This window comes from Burkholderia cenocepacia, from assembly GCF_014211915.1.
In the GTDB taxonomy this organism is placed as follows: domain Bacteria; phylum Pseudomonadota; class Gammaproteobacteria; order Burkholderiales; family Burkholderiaceae; genus Burkholderia; species Burkholderia orbicola.
The window spans coordinates 3,364,196-3,379,576 of record NZ_CP060039.1 but is presented as its reverse complement, the minus strand read 5'-3'; the positions used below and the strand labels follow the sequence as shown (position 1 = coordinate 3,379,576).

Here is a 15,381-nt window from a genome sequence, read left to right as displayed (position 1 = left end):
GCGTGCCGGCGGCAGGGAAGCGGTGGCGCTCAGGCCATCCGGCTCTTCGCGAGCGGCGGATTCGCGGCGAAATAGCGCTTGATGCCGCGGAAGATCGCGTCGGCCATCTCGTCGCGATAGCTGTCGTCGTTGAGCCGGCGCTCTTCGTCCGGGTTGCTGATGAACGCGGTCTCGACGAGGATCGACGGAATGTCGGGCGCCTTCAGCACCGCGAACCCGGCCTGCTCGACCGAGCCCTTGTGCAGCTTGTTGATGCCGCCGACTTCCTTCAGCACGTAGTTGCCGTAGCGCAGCGAGTCGCGGATCTGCGCGGTCGTCGACATGTCGAACAGCGCGCGGTTCACGGCCGCGTCCGCCGTCTTGATGTTGATGCCGCCGATCAGGTCCGACGAATTCTCCTTGTTCGCCATCCAGCGCGCCGCGGCGCTCGTCGCGCCGTGGTCGGACAGCGCGAACACCGACGAGCCGCGTGCGGACGGCGTCGTGAACGCATCCGCGTGGATCGACACGAAGAGATCCGCGCCGACGCGGCGCGCCTTCTGCACGCGCACGTTCAGCGGCACGAAGAAGTCGGCGTCGCGCGTCATCATCGCGCGCATGTTCGGCGCGGCGTCGATCTTCGCGCGCAGCTTCTTCGCGATGTCGAGCGCGATGTGCTTCTCGTACGTGCCGTTGCCGCCGATCGCGCCCGGATCCTCGCCGCCGTGGCCCGGGTCGATCGCGACCGTCAGCAGACGCACGGTGCCGCCCTTGCCGGATTTCGGCGCGGTGAACTTGTAGGTGTCGCCGTCGTCGTCGCTGTCGTCGCGGCGCGCGATGACGGGCGGCGGCTTGACGGCCGGTTTCGCGGGCGTCGACGGCGTGCCGGCCGCCGGCGGCGCGTGCGGCGTGGCTGGCGTGTTCTGCGCGAAACGCTGGAAGAATGCGTCGCTGTTGTCGCCCGCGCCGGGCGGCGGGGTGCCGGGGCCCGCCAGCGTGGACGGCGGCTGCATCTGCTGCGCGCGCGCGGTGTCGTTGAGCGCCTGTTCCTTGCGTTCCGTCTGCGCGATCAGGTCGGACAGCGGATCGGGCGCGACGGCCGGATACAGGTCGAACACCAGCCGGTACTTGTACGTGCCGACGGGCGGCAGCGTGAACACCTGCGGCTTCACCGAGCCTTTCAGGTCGAACACCATCCGCACGACGTGCGGCTGATACTGGCCGACGCGCACCGACTGGATCTGTGGATCGTTCGGCGCGATCTTCGAGACGAGGTCGCGCAGCGCCTGGTCGAGGTCGAGGCCGCTCAGGTCGACGACGAGACGGTCGGGGCCCTGCAGCAGCTGTTGGCTATTCTGCAGCGGCTGGTCGGATTCGATCGTGACGCGCGTGTAATCGCGTGCGGGCCACACGCGCACGCCGAGCACCGACGACGCGTGCGCGAGCCGCGGCGCGACGAGACCGAGCACCAGCGTCGACGCCCCGCGCGCAGGATCTGACGGCGCCGCCAGTTGTGCGTCGCGGTGGCCGCCGATTCGATCGAGCGGAACGGTTTGATCAACATCTTTCGAGACATGCCTTTCCTGAAGCGCTGTACGCCCGGACGGTGAGGGCACGGCCGTCGCCATCCACGTCGAGCGAGAAAACCAGATCGGGCACGCCGAGCAGGGCGCCCGCCTGTTGCGGCCATTCGACGAGGCAGATCGCGGTGGAATTGAAATATTCGCGAAAGCCTGCGTCGGACCATTCGGCCGGATCGTTGAATCGATACAGATCGAAGTGATAGACCTCGAGTTCCCCATCGCTGCGTTCGAGCGCGTATGGCTCGACGAGCGTATAGGTCGGGCTGCGCACGCGCCCCTGGTGGCCGAGGCCGCGCAGGATCGCACGCACGAGGGTCGTCTTGCCCGCGCCGAGATTGCCGACCAGCTGGATCTGCAGCCCGTCGAACGCATGCGCGCGGTCGAGCTCGAGGCGCGCCGCGTCGAGCGCGTGCGCGAAGCGGGTGCCGAAGGCCTCGGTTGCCGCTTCGTCGGCGAGCGCGACCACGCGCTCCGCGAGCGGGGCGGGCAACGTGGCATGAGGCGGTTGGCTGGACGTGGCTGGCATTCTCGTAAAATAGTGCGATGAACCGACTACCGGAACGCGCCGCATCCGACAGGCCTTCGACTCGTGACGAAGGCGCGGCGCCGTGCGCGCTCGACGATGCGGCGTTGACTGCGCTCGCCGCTCGCATCAGGGCGTGGGGGCGCGAATTGGGTTTCGGGGCGATCGGCATCAGCGATACCGATCTCTCGGATGCCGAAGCGGGCCTCGCCGCCTGGCTGGAAGCCGGATACCACGGCGCAATGGATTATATGGCGAAACATGGGATGAAACGCGCGCGGCCGGCCGAACTTGTGGCCGGTACGCGACGTGTGATCTCTGTGCGGCTCGCCTATTTGCCGGCCCAAACGCTCGACGACGGCGCGGCCGGCGGCGAGTCCGGCGCGCTCGTGCCGCACGACTGGCGCGCACGCGAACGGGCGCGGCTCGACGATCCGCAGGCGGCCGTCGTGTCGATCTATGCGCGCGGCCGCGACTATCACAAGGTGCTGCGCAACCGGCTGCAGACACTCGCGGAGCGCATCGAGCACGAGATCGGCGGATTCGGCTACCGCGTGTTCACCGATTCGGCGCCCGTGCTCGAGGTCGAGCTCGCGCAGAAGGCCGGAGTCGGCTGGCGCGGCAAGCACACGCTGCTGCTGCAGCGCGATGCCGGCTCGCTGTTCTTTCTCGGCGAGATCTACGTCGACCTGCCGCTGCCGACCGACGCGCACACGTTGCCCGACACCGCGCCCGAGACGCCCGGTGCGCACTGCGGCAGCTGCACCCGCTGCATCGATGCGTGCCCGACCGGTGCGATCGTCGAGCCGTACCGCGTCGATGCGCGCCGCTGCATCTCGTACCTGACGATCGAACTGAAAGGCAGCATCCCCGAGCCGCTGCGGCCGATGATCGGCAATCGCGTGTACGGCTGCGACGACTGCCAGCTCGTGTGCCCGTGGAACAAGTTCGCGCAGGCCGCGCCCGTCGCCGATTTCGACGTGCGGCACGGCCTCGACCGCGCGACGCTCGTCGAGCTGTTCGCGTGGGACGCGGAGGCATTCGACACACGGATGCAGGGCAGCGCGATCCGGCGCATCGGCTACGAAAGCTGGCTGCGCAATCTCGCGGTCGGGCTCGGCAATGCGCTGCGCGCCGGCGCGGACCGGCTCGCGCCGCCCGCGCGCGATGCGATCGTCGCCGCGCTGCGCGCCCGGGCCGACGATCCGTCGCCGGTCGTGCGCGAGCATGTCGAATGGGCGCTGCGAGCTGCGTGAAGGCGGCGTAAAGTGTCGTCGGCGCGCGCGCAGGGCCGCGCGCATCCCCCGGTCAGGAGAATTCAATGTTCAACGCAGTCATCGACGCGCCGTTCGGCAAGGTCGGCATCCGCACGGATGCCGCGGTGGTGCGCGAGATCGTCTATCTGCCCGAATCGATGAAGTCGGTCGGTCCGGATTCGGCGCTCGCGAAGCGCGCGGTCAAGCAGATCGAACGTTATTTCGAGCGCGCGTCCGCACGCTTCGACCTGCCGCTCGCCGACGTCGGCAGCGCATTCCAGCACCGGGTGTGGGACGCGATCAGCGATATCCCGCCCGGGACGGTGCTGACCTACGGCCAGGTCGCGAAGCGGATCGGCAGCGCGCCGCGCGCGGTCGGCCAGGCGTGCGGCGCGAACTATTTCCCGCTCGTGATTCCGTGCCATCGCGTCGTCGCGGCGGGCGGTCTCGGTGGATTCGCGAACCACGACGACAACGGCTATTACCAGCAAGTGAAGCGCTGGCTGCTGACGCACGAGGGCGTGCCGTACTGATGAGCGAACCGATGATTTCCCCCGCCGCCGACAACGACACCGACGCCGCATCGCCCGCGCTGCTCGCGAGCCGCGCGTCGATCGACGTGTTCTGCGATGCGTTGTGGCTCGAGCACGGGCTCGCGCGCAACACGCTCGATGCGTACCGGCGCGACCTGGCGCTGTTTTCCCAATGGCTGGCCGCGACGCACGACGCGCCGCTCGACTCGGCCGACGAGGCGATGGTGACGGGCTATATCGCCGCGCGCAGCGACGGCAAGGCGACGTCGTCGAACCGGCGGTTGTCCGTGTTCCGCCGCTATTACGGCTGGGCCGTGCGCGAGCATCGCGCGAGCGCCGATCCGACGCTGCGGATCACGTCCGCGAAACAGGGGGCCCGGTTCCCGTCGACGCTGTCCGAGGCGCAGGTCGAGGCGCTGCTCGGCGCACCCGATATCGGCACGCCGCTCGGCCTGCGCGATCGCACGATGCTCGAGCTGATGTACGCGAGCGGGCTGCGCGTGAGCGAGCTCGTGACGCTGAAGACGGTCGAGGTCGGCCTCAACGAAGGCGTCGTGCGCGTGATGGGCAAGGGCTCGAAGGAGCGGCTCGTGCCGTTCGGTGAAGTCGCGCACGGCTGGATCGAACGCTACCTGCGCGACGCGCGGCCGGCGCTGCTCGGCGCACGCGCGGCCGATGCGCTGTTCGTGACCGCGCGCGGCGACGGCATGACGCGCCAGCAGTTCTGGAACATCATCAAGCGTCACGCGCAGCAGGCCGACGTGCGCGCGCACCTGTCGCCGCACACGCTGCGGCACGCGTTCGCGACGCACCTGCTGAACCACGGCGCCGACTTGCGTGTCGTGCAGTTGCTGCTCGGCCACAGCGACATCTCGACCACGCAGATCTATACGCACGTCGCGCGCGAGCGGCTCAGGACGCTGCACGCGCAGCATCACCCGCGCGGCTGACGCGCGACGCGGGCATGTGGCTCGGCGTGAGCCGCAATGTGGACTCGCGTGCCGTCGCGTCGGCCGCGTCAGACCAGCTCGCGCAGCCGGTGCTTGAGCACCTTGCCGGTCGACGCGGCCGGCAGCGCATCGAGCACGCGGATGTGCGCAGGGCGTTTGTAAGCGGTGAGCCGATCCGCGCACCATGCGTGCAAGGCTGCCTCGTCCGCCGCCGCGCCCGGCACCAGTTCGACGAACGCGAGCACTTCCTCGTTGCCGTCGATCGCGCGGCCGATCACGGCCGCCTGCACGACGTCCGGATGCGCGTTCAGCACCTGCTCGACCTCGACCGGATACACGTTGAAGCCCGAGCGGATGATCAGCTCCTTGCTGCGGCCCGCGATCGTCACCGCGCCGTCCGCTTCCTGCCGCGCGAGATCGCCGGTGCTCAGCCAGCCATCGGCCGACACGGCCGCGCGCGTCGCGTCCGCGTTGCGGTAGTAGCCGAGCATCACGTTCGGCCCGCGCACGCGGATCTCGCCGACTTCGCCCGGCGGCACGTCGCTGCCGTCCGGCGCGACGATCCGTACGTCGACGCCCGGAATCGGCACGCCGACCGAACTGTCCGTGCGCGGCGCGTCGAGCGGCGTTTGCGTGACCGTCGGGCTGCTTTCGGTCATCCCGTAGCCGTTGTGCAGCGGCACGCCGTACACGTGCTCGACGCGGGCCTTCAGGTTCGCATCGAGCGGCGAGCCGCCCGAATACGCGAAGCGCAGCCGCGGCGCGCGCCACGCGTGGCCGTGCGTGTGCAGGTGTTCGAGCAGCTTCGCGTGCATCGCGGGCACGCCCTGGAAGATCGTCACGCCTTCGTCGGCGAGCGCGACCCGGACGGCTTCCGGCGAGAAGCGCGGCGCGAGCCGCAGCGTCGCGCCCGCATACAGGCTGCCGAGGCATACCGACGCGAGCCCGTACACGTGCGACACGGGCAGCACCGTGTAGACGACGTCGTCTGGCGACACGCGGCGTAGCATGCTCGACGTCGCCGCGATGAACAGCAGGTTGCGGTGCGACAGCATCACGCCTTTCGGTGTGCCGGTCGTACCGGTGGTGTAGATCAATGCCGCGCATTGTGCGGCGCCGTCGGTGGCCACCGGCTCGGCGGGCGCGCTTGCGTCGACGTGATACGACCACGCGCCGATGTCGACCGGCAGCGCCGCGGCCGGCGTGGCGCCGAGCCGCTCGGCATGGGCGCGCGCGTCGGGCGATACGTCGGTCGTGAACGCGATCAGCTTCGGGCGCGCATGCGCGGCGATCGCGTCGAGCTCGGCGGCCGACAGCCGCGCGTTCGACACGAGCGCCCATGCGTCGAGGCGGGCGGCGGCGAACAGCAGCACGATCTGCGCGACGCAGTTTTCGGCGACGATCATCACGCGGTCGCCGCCTTCTACGCCGAGACTCGCCAGCCGCGCGGCCGCCGTGTCGACGGCCTGCGCCAGGTCGCCGTACGACAGCCGGCGCGCATCCTCGATCAGTGCCGGCTGCGCGGGCGACTGCGCGGCCCGGTGCGCGGGCACGTCGGCGATGCGGCGCGGCAGCGCGGCGAGCAGCGCATCGACATCGAGCGATTCGGATGAACGGATGGGCGAGGACATGGCGTCTCCAGATGAAGGGCCGGCGGCAGCCGACGATATTTGCGAACGATCGTGCCATGACGAGACGCGCGCCACAATCAGCCAATCGGGCAATAGCGCTTCACGATGTCTGCAATGATGATGGACGCAATCGTGACGGCGACGCGGTGGGCCGGCGGAAAACGGGCCGCGAGTATACCGTCGGCGCGGGCTCGCTACTGCGCGCCCGGCGATCGTTCGCCATTAAAATGCCGCCATGAGCAAATCCAGACACGTGTCCGAAACCCCTGCGACCCAGCTGCTGCGCCGTCATGGCGTCGCATTCGGCGAGCATCCGTACGAATACGTCGAGCACGGCGGCACCGGCGAATCGGCGCGCCAGCTCGGCGTCGACGAGCACAGCGTCGTGAAGACGCTCGTGATGGAAGACGAGCACGCGAAGCCGCTGATCGTGCTGATGCACGGCGACCGCACCGTATCGACGAAGAATCTCGCGCGGCAGATCGGCGCGAAGCGTGTCGAGCCGTGCAAGCCCGAGGTCGCGAACCGCCATTCGGGCTATCTCGTCGGCGGCACGTCGCCGTTCGGCACGCGCAAGACGATGCCCGTCTACGTCGAGTCGACGATCCTCGCATTGCCGACGATCTACCTGAACGGCGGCCGGCGCGGCTACCTCGTCAGCCTCGCGCCGGCGGTGCTCACGTCGCTGCTCGGCGCGCAGCCGGTGCAGTGCGCGAGCGTCGACTGAGGGTTTCACCTTCGTGGCACCCCGCGCCCGTTCGGTAGAATGGGCGCCGTTTCGGCCTGCCGGCTTGCCGCGCACGGCCGTCCCTTTCCCGATACGTTGAAAGAAGAGTCCTCCGCATGCAGATCCTGCTCGCCGCCCTCGTTGCCTACCTGATCGGTTCGGTGTCGTTCGCCGTCGTCGTCAGTTCCGTGATGGGGCTGGCCGACCCGCGTTCATACGGGTCGAAGAACCCCGGGGCGACCAACGTGCTGCGCAGCGGCAACAAGAAGGCCGCGATCCTGACGCTCGTCGGCGACGCGTTCAAGGGCTGGATCGCCGTCTGGCTCGCCCGGCACTTCGGCCTGCCCGACGTCGCGATCGCGTGGGTCGCGATCGCCGTGTTCCTCGGCCATCTGTACCCGGTGTTCTTCCGCTTCCAGGGCGGCAAGGGCGTCGCGACCGCGGCCGGTGTGCTGCTCGCCGTGCACCCGGTGCTCGGGCTCGCGACCGCGCTGACCTGGCTGATCGTCGCGTTCTTCTTCCGCTATTCGTCGCTCGCGGCGCTGGTGGCGGCCGCGTTTGCGCCGGTGTTCGACGTGTTCCTGTTCGGCATGCCGGGCCACAACCCGATCGCCTGGGCCGTGCTGGCGATGAGCGTGCTGCTCGTGTGGCGTCACCGCGGCAACATTTCGAAGCTGCTCGCGGGGCAGGAGAGCCGGATCGGCGACAAGAAGAAGGCGGCCGCGGACGGCGGCGCGCAGGACGGCGGGAAAGCCTGAGAAAGCGCGGCGCCGGGCGCGCCGCGTGTGCGGGGCCCGGCCGGATGACGCGACGGGCCGGCGGCCGGTCAGTCGCGGAAGTTGTTGAAGTCGAGCGGCGTGTCGGTCACGTCCTTGCGCAGCATCGCGATCGTGCTCTGCAGGTCGTCGCGCTTCGTGCCCGAGATGCGCACCGCGTCGCCCTGGATGCTCGCCTGCACCTTGATCTTGCTGTCCTTCACGAGGCGCACGATCTTCTTCGCGAGGTCGCCCGTCACGCCCTTCTTCACGGTGACGACCTGCTTGACCTTGTCGCCGCCGATCTTCTCGACCTTGCCGTAGTCGAGAAAGCGCACGTCGACGTTGCGCTTGGCCAGCTTGCCGATCAGCACGTCCTTGACCTGGCCGAGCTTGAAATCGTCGTCGGCGAACAGCGTCAGCTCGCGTTCCTTCTGCTCGACGCGTGCGTCGGAGCCCTTGAAGTCGAAGCGCGTCGAAATTTCCTTGTTCGACTGCTCGATGGCGTTCTTCACTTCGATCATGTTCGCTTCGGAAACGACGTCGAACGATGGCATGGCATTCTCCCTTGAGATGCGGGCACCCGGCTCACGCACGGGCACTCGCTATAATTGCGGACTGTTTGCCATTTTACCGATGCCCCTCCGTTTGCCCAAGGCCGGCCATGCGCCGCCCGGGCCGACGTGACCGCGAATGCCGATGCCCCCTGACGATTCCGCCCTGTCGCTGCTTCCCGACCATCCGCTCGCCGCGCACAACACGTTCGGCATCGCCGCGCGTGCGCGCTTCGCCGCGCGCATCACGCAGGCGGCGCAGTTCGAGGCGCTGCATCGCGACCCGCGGGTCGCGAACCTGCCGCAACTCGTGCTCGGCGGCGGCAGCAACATCGTGTTCACGCGCGATTTCGACGGCCTCGTGCTGCTCGACGAGATCGCGGGCCGCCGCATCCTGCGCGAGGACGACGACGCGTGGTACGTCGAGGCCGGCGGCGGCGAGAACTGGCACGCGTTCGTCGCGTGGACGCTCGAACACGGGATGCCGGGCCTAGAGAATCTCGCGCTGATCCCGGGCACCGTCGGCGCCGCGCCGATCCAGAACATCGGCGCGTACGGCCTCGAGATGAAAGCGTATTTCGATTCGCTGGTCGCGGTGGAGCTGGCGACGGGGCGCCGCGAGCGCTTCGACGCCGCGCGCTGCGCGTTCGGTTACCGCGACAGTTTCTTCAAGCGGGAAGGGCGCGGCCGCTTCGCGATCGTCGCGGTGACGTTCCGGCTGCCGAAGCAATGGACGCCGCGGCTCGGCTATGCGGACGTCACGCGCGAGCTCGACGCGCGCGGCATCACGCCCGAGGCGGCAACGCCGCGCGATGTATTCGATGCGGTCGTCGCGATCCGCCGCGCGAAGCTGCCCGATCCGCTGGTGCTCGGCAATGCGGGCAGTTTCTTCAAGAATCCGGTGATCGGCGCCGCGCAATTCGATGCGCTGCGCGCCCGCGCGCCGGATGTCGTGTCGTATCCGCAGCCGGACGGGCAGGTGAAGCTCGCGGCCGGCTGGCTGATCGACCGCTGCGGCTGGAAGGGGCGCGCGCTCGGTGCGGCGGCCGTGCACGACCGCCAGGCGCTCGTGCTCGTCAATCGCGGCGGCGCGACGGGCGCCGACGTGCTGGCGTTGGCGCGGGCGATCCAGGCCGACGTGCGCGCGCAGTTCGGCGTCGAGCTGGAGGCGGAACCGGTCTGCCTGTAACGCAGCGCGCGCCGGTTTTGGCGCGCCCAAACGAAAAGCGCCGATCGTCGACCGGCGCTTTTTTTACGCGTGTGCGTTGAGCGGCGCGTCAGTGCTTGAGGCGGCCGAGCAGCAGGAACTCCATCAGCGCCTTCTGCACGTGCAGGCGGTTTTCCGCTTCGTCCCACACGACGCTCTGCGGGCCGTCGATCACGCCGGCCGTCACTTCCTCGCCGCGGTGCGCGGGCAGGCAGTGCATGAAGAGGGCATCCGGATTCGCATGGCCCATCATTTCCTCGTCGACGCACCAGTCGGCGAATGCCTGCTTGCGCGCCTCGTTCTCGGCCTCGAAACCCATGCTCGTCCACACGTCGGTCGTCACGAGATCGGCGCCCTTGCACGCTTCGTTCGGATCGTCGAACACCTCGTAGAACGGCGCGCTGTCGGGCGACACGAGCTTCATGTCGAGCGCATAGCCGGGCGGCGTCGACAGGCGCAGCTTGAAGCCGAGGATCTGCGCGGCCTCGATCCACGTGTAGAGCATGTTGTTCGCGTCGCCGACCCACGCGACGGTCTTGCCGGCGATCGGGCCGCGGTGCTCGTAGTACGTGAAGATGTCGGCGAGCACCTGGCACGGGTGGTATTCGTTCGTCAGCCCGTTGATCACCGGCACGCGGGAATTCTGCGCGAAGCGCGTGATCACGTCCTGCTCGAACGTGCGGATCATGATGATGTCGACCATTCGCGAGATGACCTGCGCGGAATCCTCGACGGGCTCGCCGCGGCCGAGCTGCGTGTCGCGCGTGCTCATGAACACGGCGTGGCCGCCGAGCTGGAAGATCCCGGCCTCGAACGACAGGCGCGTGCGCGTCGAGCTCTTCTCGAAGATCATCGCGAGCGTGCGGTCGTGCAGCGGGTGATAGGTTTCGTAGTTCTTGAACTTGCGCTTCAGGATACCCGTGCGTTCGAGCACGTACTCGTAGTCTTCCAGCGAGAAATCCTTGAACTGCAGGTAGTGACGAATGGTTTTGGCGGTCATGAAACGAAATACGGCGGTCTCACCCGGCCGCGAGGCCGGACGGCGCCGCCGTCGGGTGTGGATAACTCAAAGCAGCATAAAGGATTTTCTGTGCTTTGACGAGCCGTGGAACGACGCGGGGCAGGATCGCCGCGCCCGATCCGCGGTGCGGGAAGAGGGCCGTCGGGACGACGCGCGATGGCGCGCTGCGGTATAATTCGAAAGTTTTCTCCAGCCCGGCAGGCAAGGCTTTTCGCGCTCTGCCGGACACAAGCCGTGCGCTGCACACATCCGGTGCAGTCCACCGGCGGCGCGCATCGACGCCCCGTTTTCGGGATATCGATCGGCTCGTGCCGCCGCCTCTCCAGCTTTGTGTTCGCGTATCCAGGCGCCGTTGCCTGGACATCGCCGGGCCGTCACTTGGGTAACCACATGGCTGAAACCCCTCCGACCGAATTTTTCATCCAGGGCATCACGAAAGACGGGAAAAAGTTTCGCCCGAGCGACTGGTCGGAACGTCTGGCCGGTGTGATGGCCTGCTTCGGGCCGGGGGCGAGCGGGCCGAATGCGCGTCTCAAGTATTCTCTGTACGTGCGCCCGACGATGCTCGGCGACCTGAAATGCGTGATCCTCGATTCGCGGTTGCGCGACATCGAGCCGATGGCTTTCGATTTCGTGCTGAATTTCGCGAAGGACAACAACCTCGTCGTGACCGAGGCGTGCGAATTGCCGGACTACAACACGAAGAAGTGACTGATGCCGACGGGCGAGGGCGCGAGTTGCGCCCGCCGGGCAACTGCCGCTGCGCACGATGCGCGGGCGGCAGGCGACAAAAAAGCCCGCCTAGGCGGGCTTTTTCGTGATCGCAGGAAACAGGAACGCCCGCCTGAGCGGGCGCACCGGAGTTACGCTGCTGCCTGCAGGCCCTTGACGGCTGCGGCCAGGCGGCTCTTGCTGCGAGCGGCCTTGTTCTTGTGAACGATCTTCTTGTCGGCGATCGTGTCGATCGTCTTCACGGCAGCCTTGAACAGCTCGGCAGCCTTTGCCTGGTCGCCGGCTTCAACAGCCTTGCGAACCGACTTGATCGCGGTACGGAATTTCGAGCGCAGCGCCGAGTTGTGCGAGTTTGCCTTCGCGGCCTGGCGGGCGCGCTTGCGTGCTTGTGCGGAGTTAGCCATGACGGTTCCTTATCCTGTCCTGTTTCCAGAGCTTGGAGCCTGACGGCCAAGCGCTGCTTTTCGATCCGTCCCCTGAGAACGATTGCCCAGGGGCGCATAAAAAAACGGTGATTTTAACCGAGGCCGGGACATGAAAACGGCAGTTGCCGTGCATGTACGAGCCCAGAAACCGGCGATTATAGCAACAAAATCAAGCGAGTGGCAAGTTCAACGTGATGTCGGCCGGATGGGGCCGCGGGCGGCCGGTGCGCTTTTCGGCATCGGCCGGTGGCCGGGTCGCGCAACGTCCGTATAATAAGCGCCCCATGAATCTATTCCGAGCCCTGCTGACGGTCAGCGGCTTCACGCTGCTGTCGCGCGTGACCGGACTGGCCCGCGAGACGCTGATCGCCCGTGCGTTCGGCGCCAGTCAATACACCGACGCGTTCTACGTCGCCTTCCGTATCCCGAACCTGCTGCGCCGCCTGTCCGCCGAAGGCGCGTTCTCGCAGGCGTTCGTGCCGATCCTCGCCGAGTTCAAGAACCAGCAGGGGCACGATGCGACGAAGGCGCTCGTCGACGCGATGTCCACCGTGCTCGCGTGGGCGCTGGCCGTGCTGTCGGTCGTCGGGATCGCGGGCGCGTCGTGGGTCGTGTTCGCGGTCGCGTCCGGCCTGCACAGCGACGGCCAGGCGTTCCCGCTCGCGGTCACGATGACGCGGATCATGTTCCCGTACATCGTGTTCATTTCGCTGACCACGCTCGCGTCGGGCGTGCTGAACACGTACAAGAGCTTCTCGCTGCCCGCGTTCGCGCCGGTGCTGCTCAACGTCGCGTTCATCGCCGCGGCCGTGTTCGTCGCGCCGCTCCTGAAGGTGCCGGTCTACGCGCTCGCGTGGGCGGTCATCGTCGGCGGCGTGCTGCAGTTTCTCGTGCAGCTGCCCGGCCTGAAGAAGATCGACATGGTGCCGCTGATCGGCCTGAACCCGCTGCGCGCGCTGCGTCATCCGGGCGTGAAGCGCGTGCTCGCGAAAATGGTGCCCGCGACGTTCGCGGTGTCCGTCGCGCAACTGTCGCTGATCATCAACACCAACATCGCGTCGCGGCTCGGGCAGGGTGCCGTGTCGTGGATCAACTACGCCGACCGCCTGATGGAGTTCCCGACGGCGCTGCTCGGCGTCGCGCTCGGCACGATCCTGCTGCCGAGCCTGTCGAAGGCGCACGTCGACGCCGATTCGCACGAATATTCGGCGCTGCTCGACTGGGGCCTGCGCGTCACGTTCCTGCTCGCGGCGCCGAGCGCGCTCGCGCTGTTCTTCTTCGCGACACCGCTCACCGCGACGCTGTTCAACTACGGCAAGTTCGACGCGCATACCGTCACGATGGTCGCGCGCGCGCTCGCGACCTACGGGATCGGCCTCGTCGGCATCATCCTGATCAAGATCCTCGCGCCGGGCTTCTATGCGAAGCAGGACATCAAGACGCCCGTGAAGATCGCGATCGGCGTGCTGATCGTCACGCAGCTGTCGAACTACGTGTTCGTGCCGCTGATCGGCCACGCGGGCCTCACGCTGAGCATCGGCGTCGGCGCGTGCCTGAATTCGCTGCTGCTGTTCCTCGGGCTGCGCAAGCGCGGCATCTACCAGCCGTCGCCGGGCTGGCTGCGCTTCTTCGTGCAGCTCGTCGGCGCGGCGCTCGTGCTCGCGGGCCTGATGCACTGGTGCGCGATCAGTTTCGACTGGACCGGCATGCGCGCGCAGCCGCTCGATCGCATTGCGCTGATGGCTGCGTGCCTCGTGCTGTTTGCTGCACTATATTTCGGTATGTTGTGGGTGATGGGCTTCAAATACGCTTACTTCAGAAGGCGCGCCAAGTGACGACCGCAATGACCCGCGTCCTCGACTACTTCAGCACGCTCGTGGCGGACGACGACAGTCTGCCCGTCACGGAAGCCGCGCTGTCGCTGGCGCAGGACGCGTATCCCGACCTCGACCTGCAGGGCACGCTGGCCGAACTCGACATGCTGGCGGCGCGGCTGCGCCGGCGGCTCGCCGACGATACGGACCTGAAGGGCCGCGTCGCCGCGCTGAACGACTTCTTCTTTCGCGAGCTCGGCTTCGCGTGCAATCACAACGATTACTACGACCCCGATAACAGCCACCTGAATGCCGTGCTGAAGCGGCGGCGCGGGATTCCGATCTCGCTGTCGGTGCTGTACCTGGAGCTCGCCGAGCAGATCGGCGTGCCGGCGCGCGGCGTATCGTTCCCCGGCCATTTCCTGCTGCGCGTGACGCTGCCGGATGGCGACCTGATCATCGATCCGACCAACGGCCATTCGCTGTCCGAAGCCGAGATGGTCGAGATGCTCGAGCCGTACGTCGCGCGGGCGGCGGGAGCGGTCGACAGCGCGTTGCGCGCGCTGCTGCAGCCCGCGACGAGCCGCGAGATCATCGCGCGGATGCTGCGCAACCTGAAGACGATCTATCTGCAGACGGAGCGCTGGCAGCGGCTGCTCGCGGTGCAGCAGCGGCTCGTGATCCTGCTGCCCGAGCAGCTCGACGAGGTGCGCGACCGCGGCTTCGCGTATGCGCGGCTCGACTACCTGCGCCCCGCGCTCGAGGATCTCGAGCAGTATCTCGGCGAGCGGCCCGAGGCGGAAGACGCGACCGTCGTCGAGTCGCAGGTCAGCGAATTGCGGCAACGGATGCAGCGCGACGGCGAGGATTGAGCCGCCAGCGCGCTGCTTCTTGTACATGGAAAAAACGCCCGCATCGCGGGCGTTTTTCTTGCGCGCGTGCCACAGGGGCGTGCAAATCGCGACAAGCGAAAAAAAGCCGCCCGGACCGGGCGGCTTGCGGTGCGCGACGCGCTGCTTACTTCAGTGCGTCGAACGCGCGCTCGCGGATTTCGTCGACGGTGCCCAGGCCCGAGATCTTGCGATACTGCGGCGCCTTCAGACCGTTTTCCTCGCCGCGCTGCGCCCAGTCGCCGTAGTACGTGATCAGCGGCTTGGTCTGAGCTTCGTACACTTCGAGACGCTTTTTGACAGTTTCTTCCTTGTCGTCGTCGCGCTGGATCAGCGGTTCGCCCGTCACGTCGTCGTGACCTTCGACCTTCGGCGGGTTGAACTTGACGTGGTACGTGCGGCCCGATGCAGGATGCGTGCGGCGGCCGCTCATGCGCTCGATGATTTCCGAGAACGGGACGTCGATCTCGAGCACGTAGTCGATCGCGACGCCGGCTTCCTTCATTGCGTCAGCCTGCGCGATCGTGCGCGGGAAGCCGTCGAACAGATAGCCGTTCGCGCAGTCGGATTCCTTCAGGCGCTCCTTGACCAGGCCGATGATCAGCGCGTCCGGCACGAGCTTGCCGGCATCCATGTAACCCTTCGCCTCGACGCCGAGCGGTGTGCCGGCCTTGACGGCCGCGCGCAGCATGTCGCCCGTCGAGATTTGCGGAATGCCGAATTTTTCCTTGATGAAGTTTGCCTGGGTGCCCTTTCCCGCGCCGGGCGCGCCCAACAGGATCAAACGCATGGTGATATCTC

The 15,381-nt window shown here is 67.6% G+C and carries 15 protein-coding genes and 1 pseudogene; 9 read left to right on the top strand and 7 right to left on the bottom strand.

The annotated features are described in order from the left end of the window. Positions 1-29 precede the first annotated feature (29 nt). Positions 30-1,555: pseudogene (locus tag SY91_RS15995) on the bottom strand (N-acetylmuramoyl-L-alanine amidase). Next, positions 1,537-2,088 carry a tRNA (adenosine(37)-N6)-threonylcarbamoyltransferase complex ATPase subunit type 1 TsaE gene (gene tsaE / locus SY91_RS15990; RefSeq protein ID WP_043888520.1) on the bottom strand — a complete coding sequence of 184 codons (552 nt, stop codon included), beginning with the start codon at positions 2,086-2,088 and terminating at the stop codon, positions 1,537-1,539. Before tsaE ends, SY91_RS15995 begins: the two are co-directional and overlap by 19 nt. 17 nt (positions 2,089-2,105) lie before the next feature. Here tsaE and queG point away from each other — a divergent pair, with 17 nt between their 5' ends. The 3 genes from queG (at position 2,106) to xerD (ending at position 4,824) form a co-directional block, all read left to right on the top strand. Further along, the gene (queG, locus tag SY91_RS15985) at positions 2,106-3,341 is read left to right on the top strand and encodes a tRNA epoxyqueuosine(34) reductase QueG (RefSeq protein ID WP_023477627.1); all 1,236 of its coding nucleotides are present in this window, start codon (positions 2,106-2,108) and stop codon (positions 3,339-3,341) included. A gap of 65 nt (positions 3,342-3,406) precedes the next feature. After that, positions 3,407-3,874 carry a methylated-DNA--[protein]-cysteine S-methyltransferase gene (locus SY91_RS15980; protein WP_006478008.1) on the top strand — a complete coding sequence of 156 codons (468 nt, stop codon included), beginning with the start codon at positions 3,407-3,409 and terminating at the stop codon, positions 3,872-3,874. Then, the gene (gene xerD, locus SY91_RS15975) at positions 3,874-4,824 is read left to right on the top strand and encodes a site-specific tyrosine recombinase XerD (protein ID WP_023477628.1); all 951 of its coding nucleotides are present in this window, start codon (positions 3,874-3,876) and stop codon (positions 4,822-4,824) included. The genes SY91_RS15980 and xerD overlap by 1 nt, the downstream gene beginning before the upstream one ends. Before the next feature lie 68 nt (positions 4,825-4,892). Here xerD and SY91_RS15970 read toward each other — a convergent pair whose 3' ends face one another. Further along, positions 4,893-6,455: a class I adenylate-forming enzyme family protein gene (locus SY91_RS15970; protein ID WP_124477359.1), complete on the bottom strand. Its 1,563-nt coding sequence runs from the start codon at positions 6,453-6,455 to the stop codon at positions 4,893-4,895. A gap of 235 nt (positions 6,456-6,690) precedes the next feature. Here SY91_RS15970 and ybaK point away from each other — a divergent pair, with 235 nt between their 5' ends. Further along, positions 6,691-7,182, top strand: a complete 492-nt coding sequence (ybaK, locus tag SY91_RS15965; RefSeq protein WP_006478011.1) for a Cys-tRNA(Pro) deacylase — start codon at positions 6,691-6,693, stop codon at positions 7,180-7,182. 116 nt (positions 7,183-7,298) lie between these two features. Beyond that, positions 7,299-7,940 carry a glycerol-3-phosphate 1-O-acyltransferase PlsY gene (gene plsY / locus SY91_RS15960; protein WP_006478012.1) on the top strand — a complete coding sequence of 214 codons (642 nt, stop codon included), beginning with the start codon at positions 7,299-7,301 and terminating at the stop codon, positions 7,938-7,940. Positions 7,941-8,008: 68 nt separating this feature from the next. Here plsY and SY91_RS15955 read toward each other — a convergent pair whose 3' ends face one another. Then, positions 8,009-8,494 carry a YajQ family cyclic di-GMP-binding protein gene (locus tag SY91_RS15955; protein ID WP_006478013.1) on the bottom strand — a complete coding sequence of 162 codons (486 nt, stop codon included), beginning with the start codon at positions 8,492-8,494 and terminating at the stop codon, positions 8,009-8,011. Between the two features lie 136 nt (positions 8,495-8,630). Between SY91_RS15955 and murB the strand changes: the two genes are divergently transcribed. After that, positions 8,631-9,680 (top strand): UDP-N-acetylmuramate dehydrogenase, encoded by a 1,050-nt coding sequence (murB, locus tag SY91_RS15950; protein WP_043888617.1) that lies wholly within the window; start codon positions 8,631-8,633, stop codon positions 9,678-9,680. A gap of 88 nt (positions 9,681-9,768) precedes the next feature. On the opposite strand, the gene argF is transcribed toward murB, so the two are convergent. Further along, positions 9,769-10,698, bottom strand: coding sequence for an ornithine carbamoyltransferase (gene argF / locus SY91_RS15945; protein ID WP_006482207.1), 930 nt, complete (start codon positions 10,696-10,698; stop codon positions 9,769-9,771). A 411-nt stretch (positions 10,699-11,109) separates the two neighbouring features. Here argF and SY91_RS15940 point away from each other — a divergent pair, with 411 nt between their 5' ends. Next, on the top strand, positions 11,110-11,430 hold the full coding sequence (locus SY91_RS15940) for a DUF3579 domain-containing protein (RefSeq protein ID WP_011546046.1): 321 nt from the start codon (positions 11,110-11,112) through the stop codon (positions 11,428-11,430). Positions 11,431-11,582: 152 nt separating this feature from the next. On the opposite strand, the gene rpsT is transcribed toward SY91_RS15940, so the two are convergent. Continuing rightward, complete coding sequence (gene rpsT / locus SY91_RS15935) at positions 11,583-11,855, bottom strand: 30S ribosomal protein S20 (RefSeq protein WP_006482211.1); 273 nt, start codon at positions 11,853-11,855, stop codon at positions 11,583-11,585. 305 nt (positions 11,856-12,160) lie between these two features. Here rpsT and murJ point away from each other — a divergent pair, with 305 nt between their 5' ends. After that, positions 12,161-13,711, top strand: coding sequence for a murein biosynthesis integral membrane protein MurJ (gene murJ, locus SY91_RS15930; protein ID WP_043888618.1), 1,551 nt, complete (start codon positions 12,161-12,163; stop codon positions 13,709-13,711). An 8-nt stretch (positions 13,712-13,719) separates the two neighbouring features. Continuing rightward, positions 13,720-14,562 carry a SirB1 family protein gene (locus SY91_RS15925; protein ID WP_011546044.1) on the top strand — a complete coding sequence of 281 codons (843 nt, stop codon included), beginning with the start codon at positions 13,720-13,722 and terminating at the stop codon, positions 14,560-14,562. A 145-nt stretch (positions 14,563-14,707) separates the two neighbouring features. On the opposite strand, the gene adk is transcribed toward SY91_RS15925, so the two are convergent. After that, complete coding sequence (gene adk / locus SY91_RS15920; protein ID WP_006482212.1) at positions 14,708-15,370, bottom strand: adenylate kinase; 663 nt, start codon at positions 15,368-15,370, stop codon at positions 14,708-14,710. Positions 15,371-15,381: the final 11 nt, after the last annotated feature.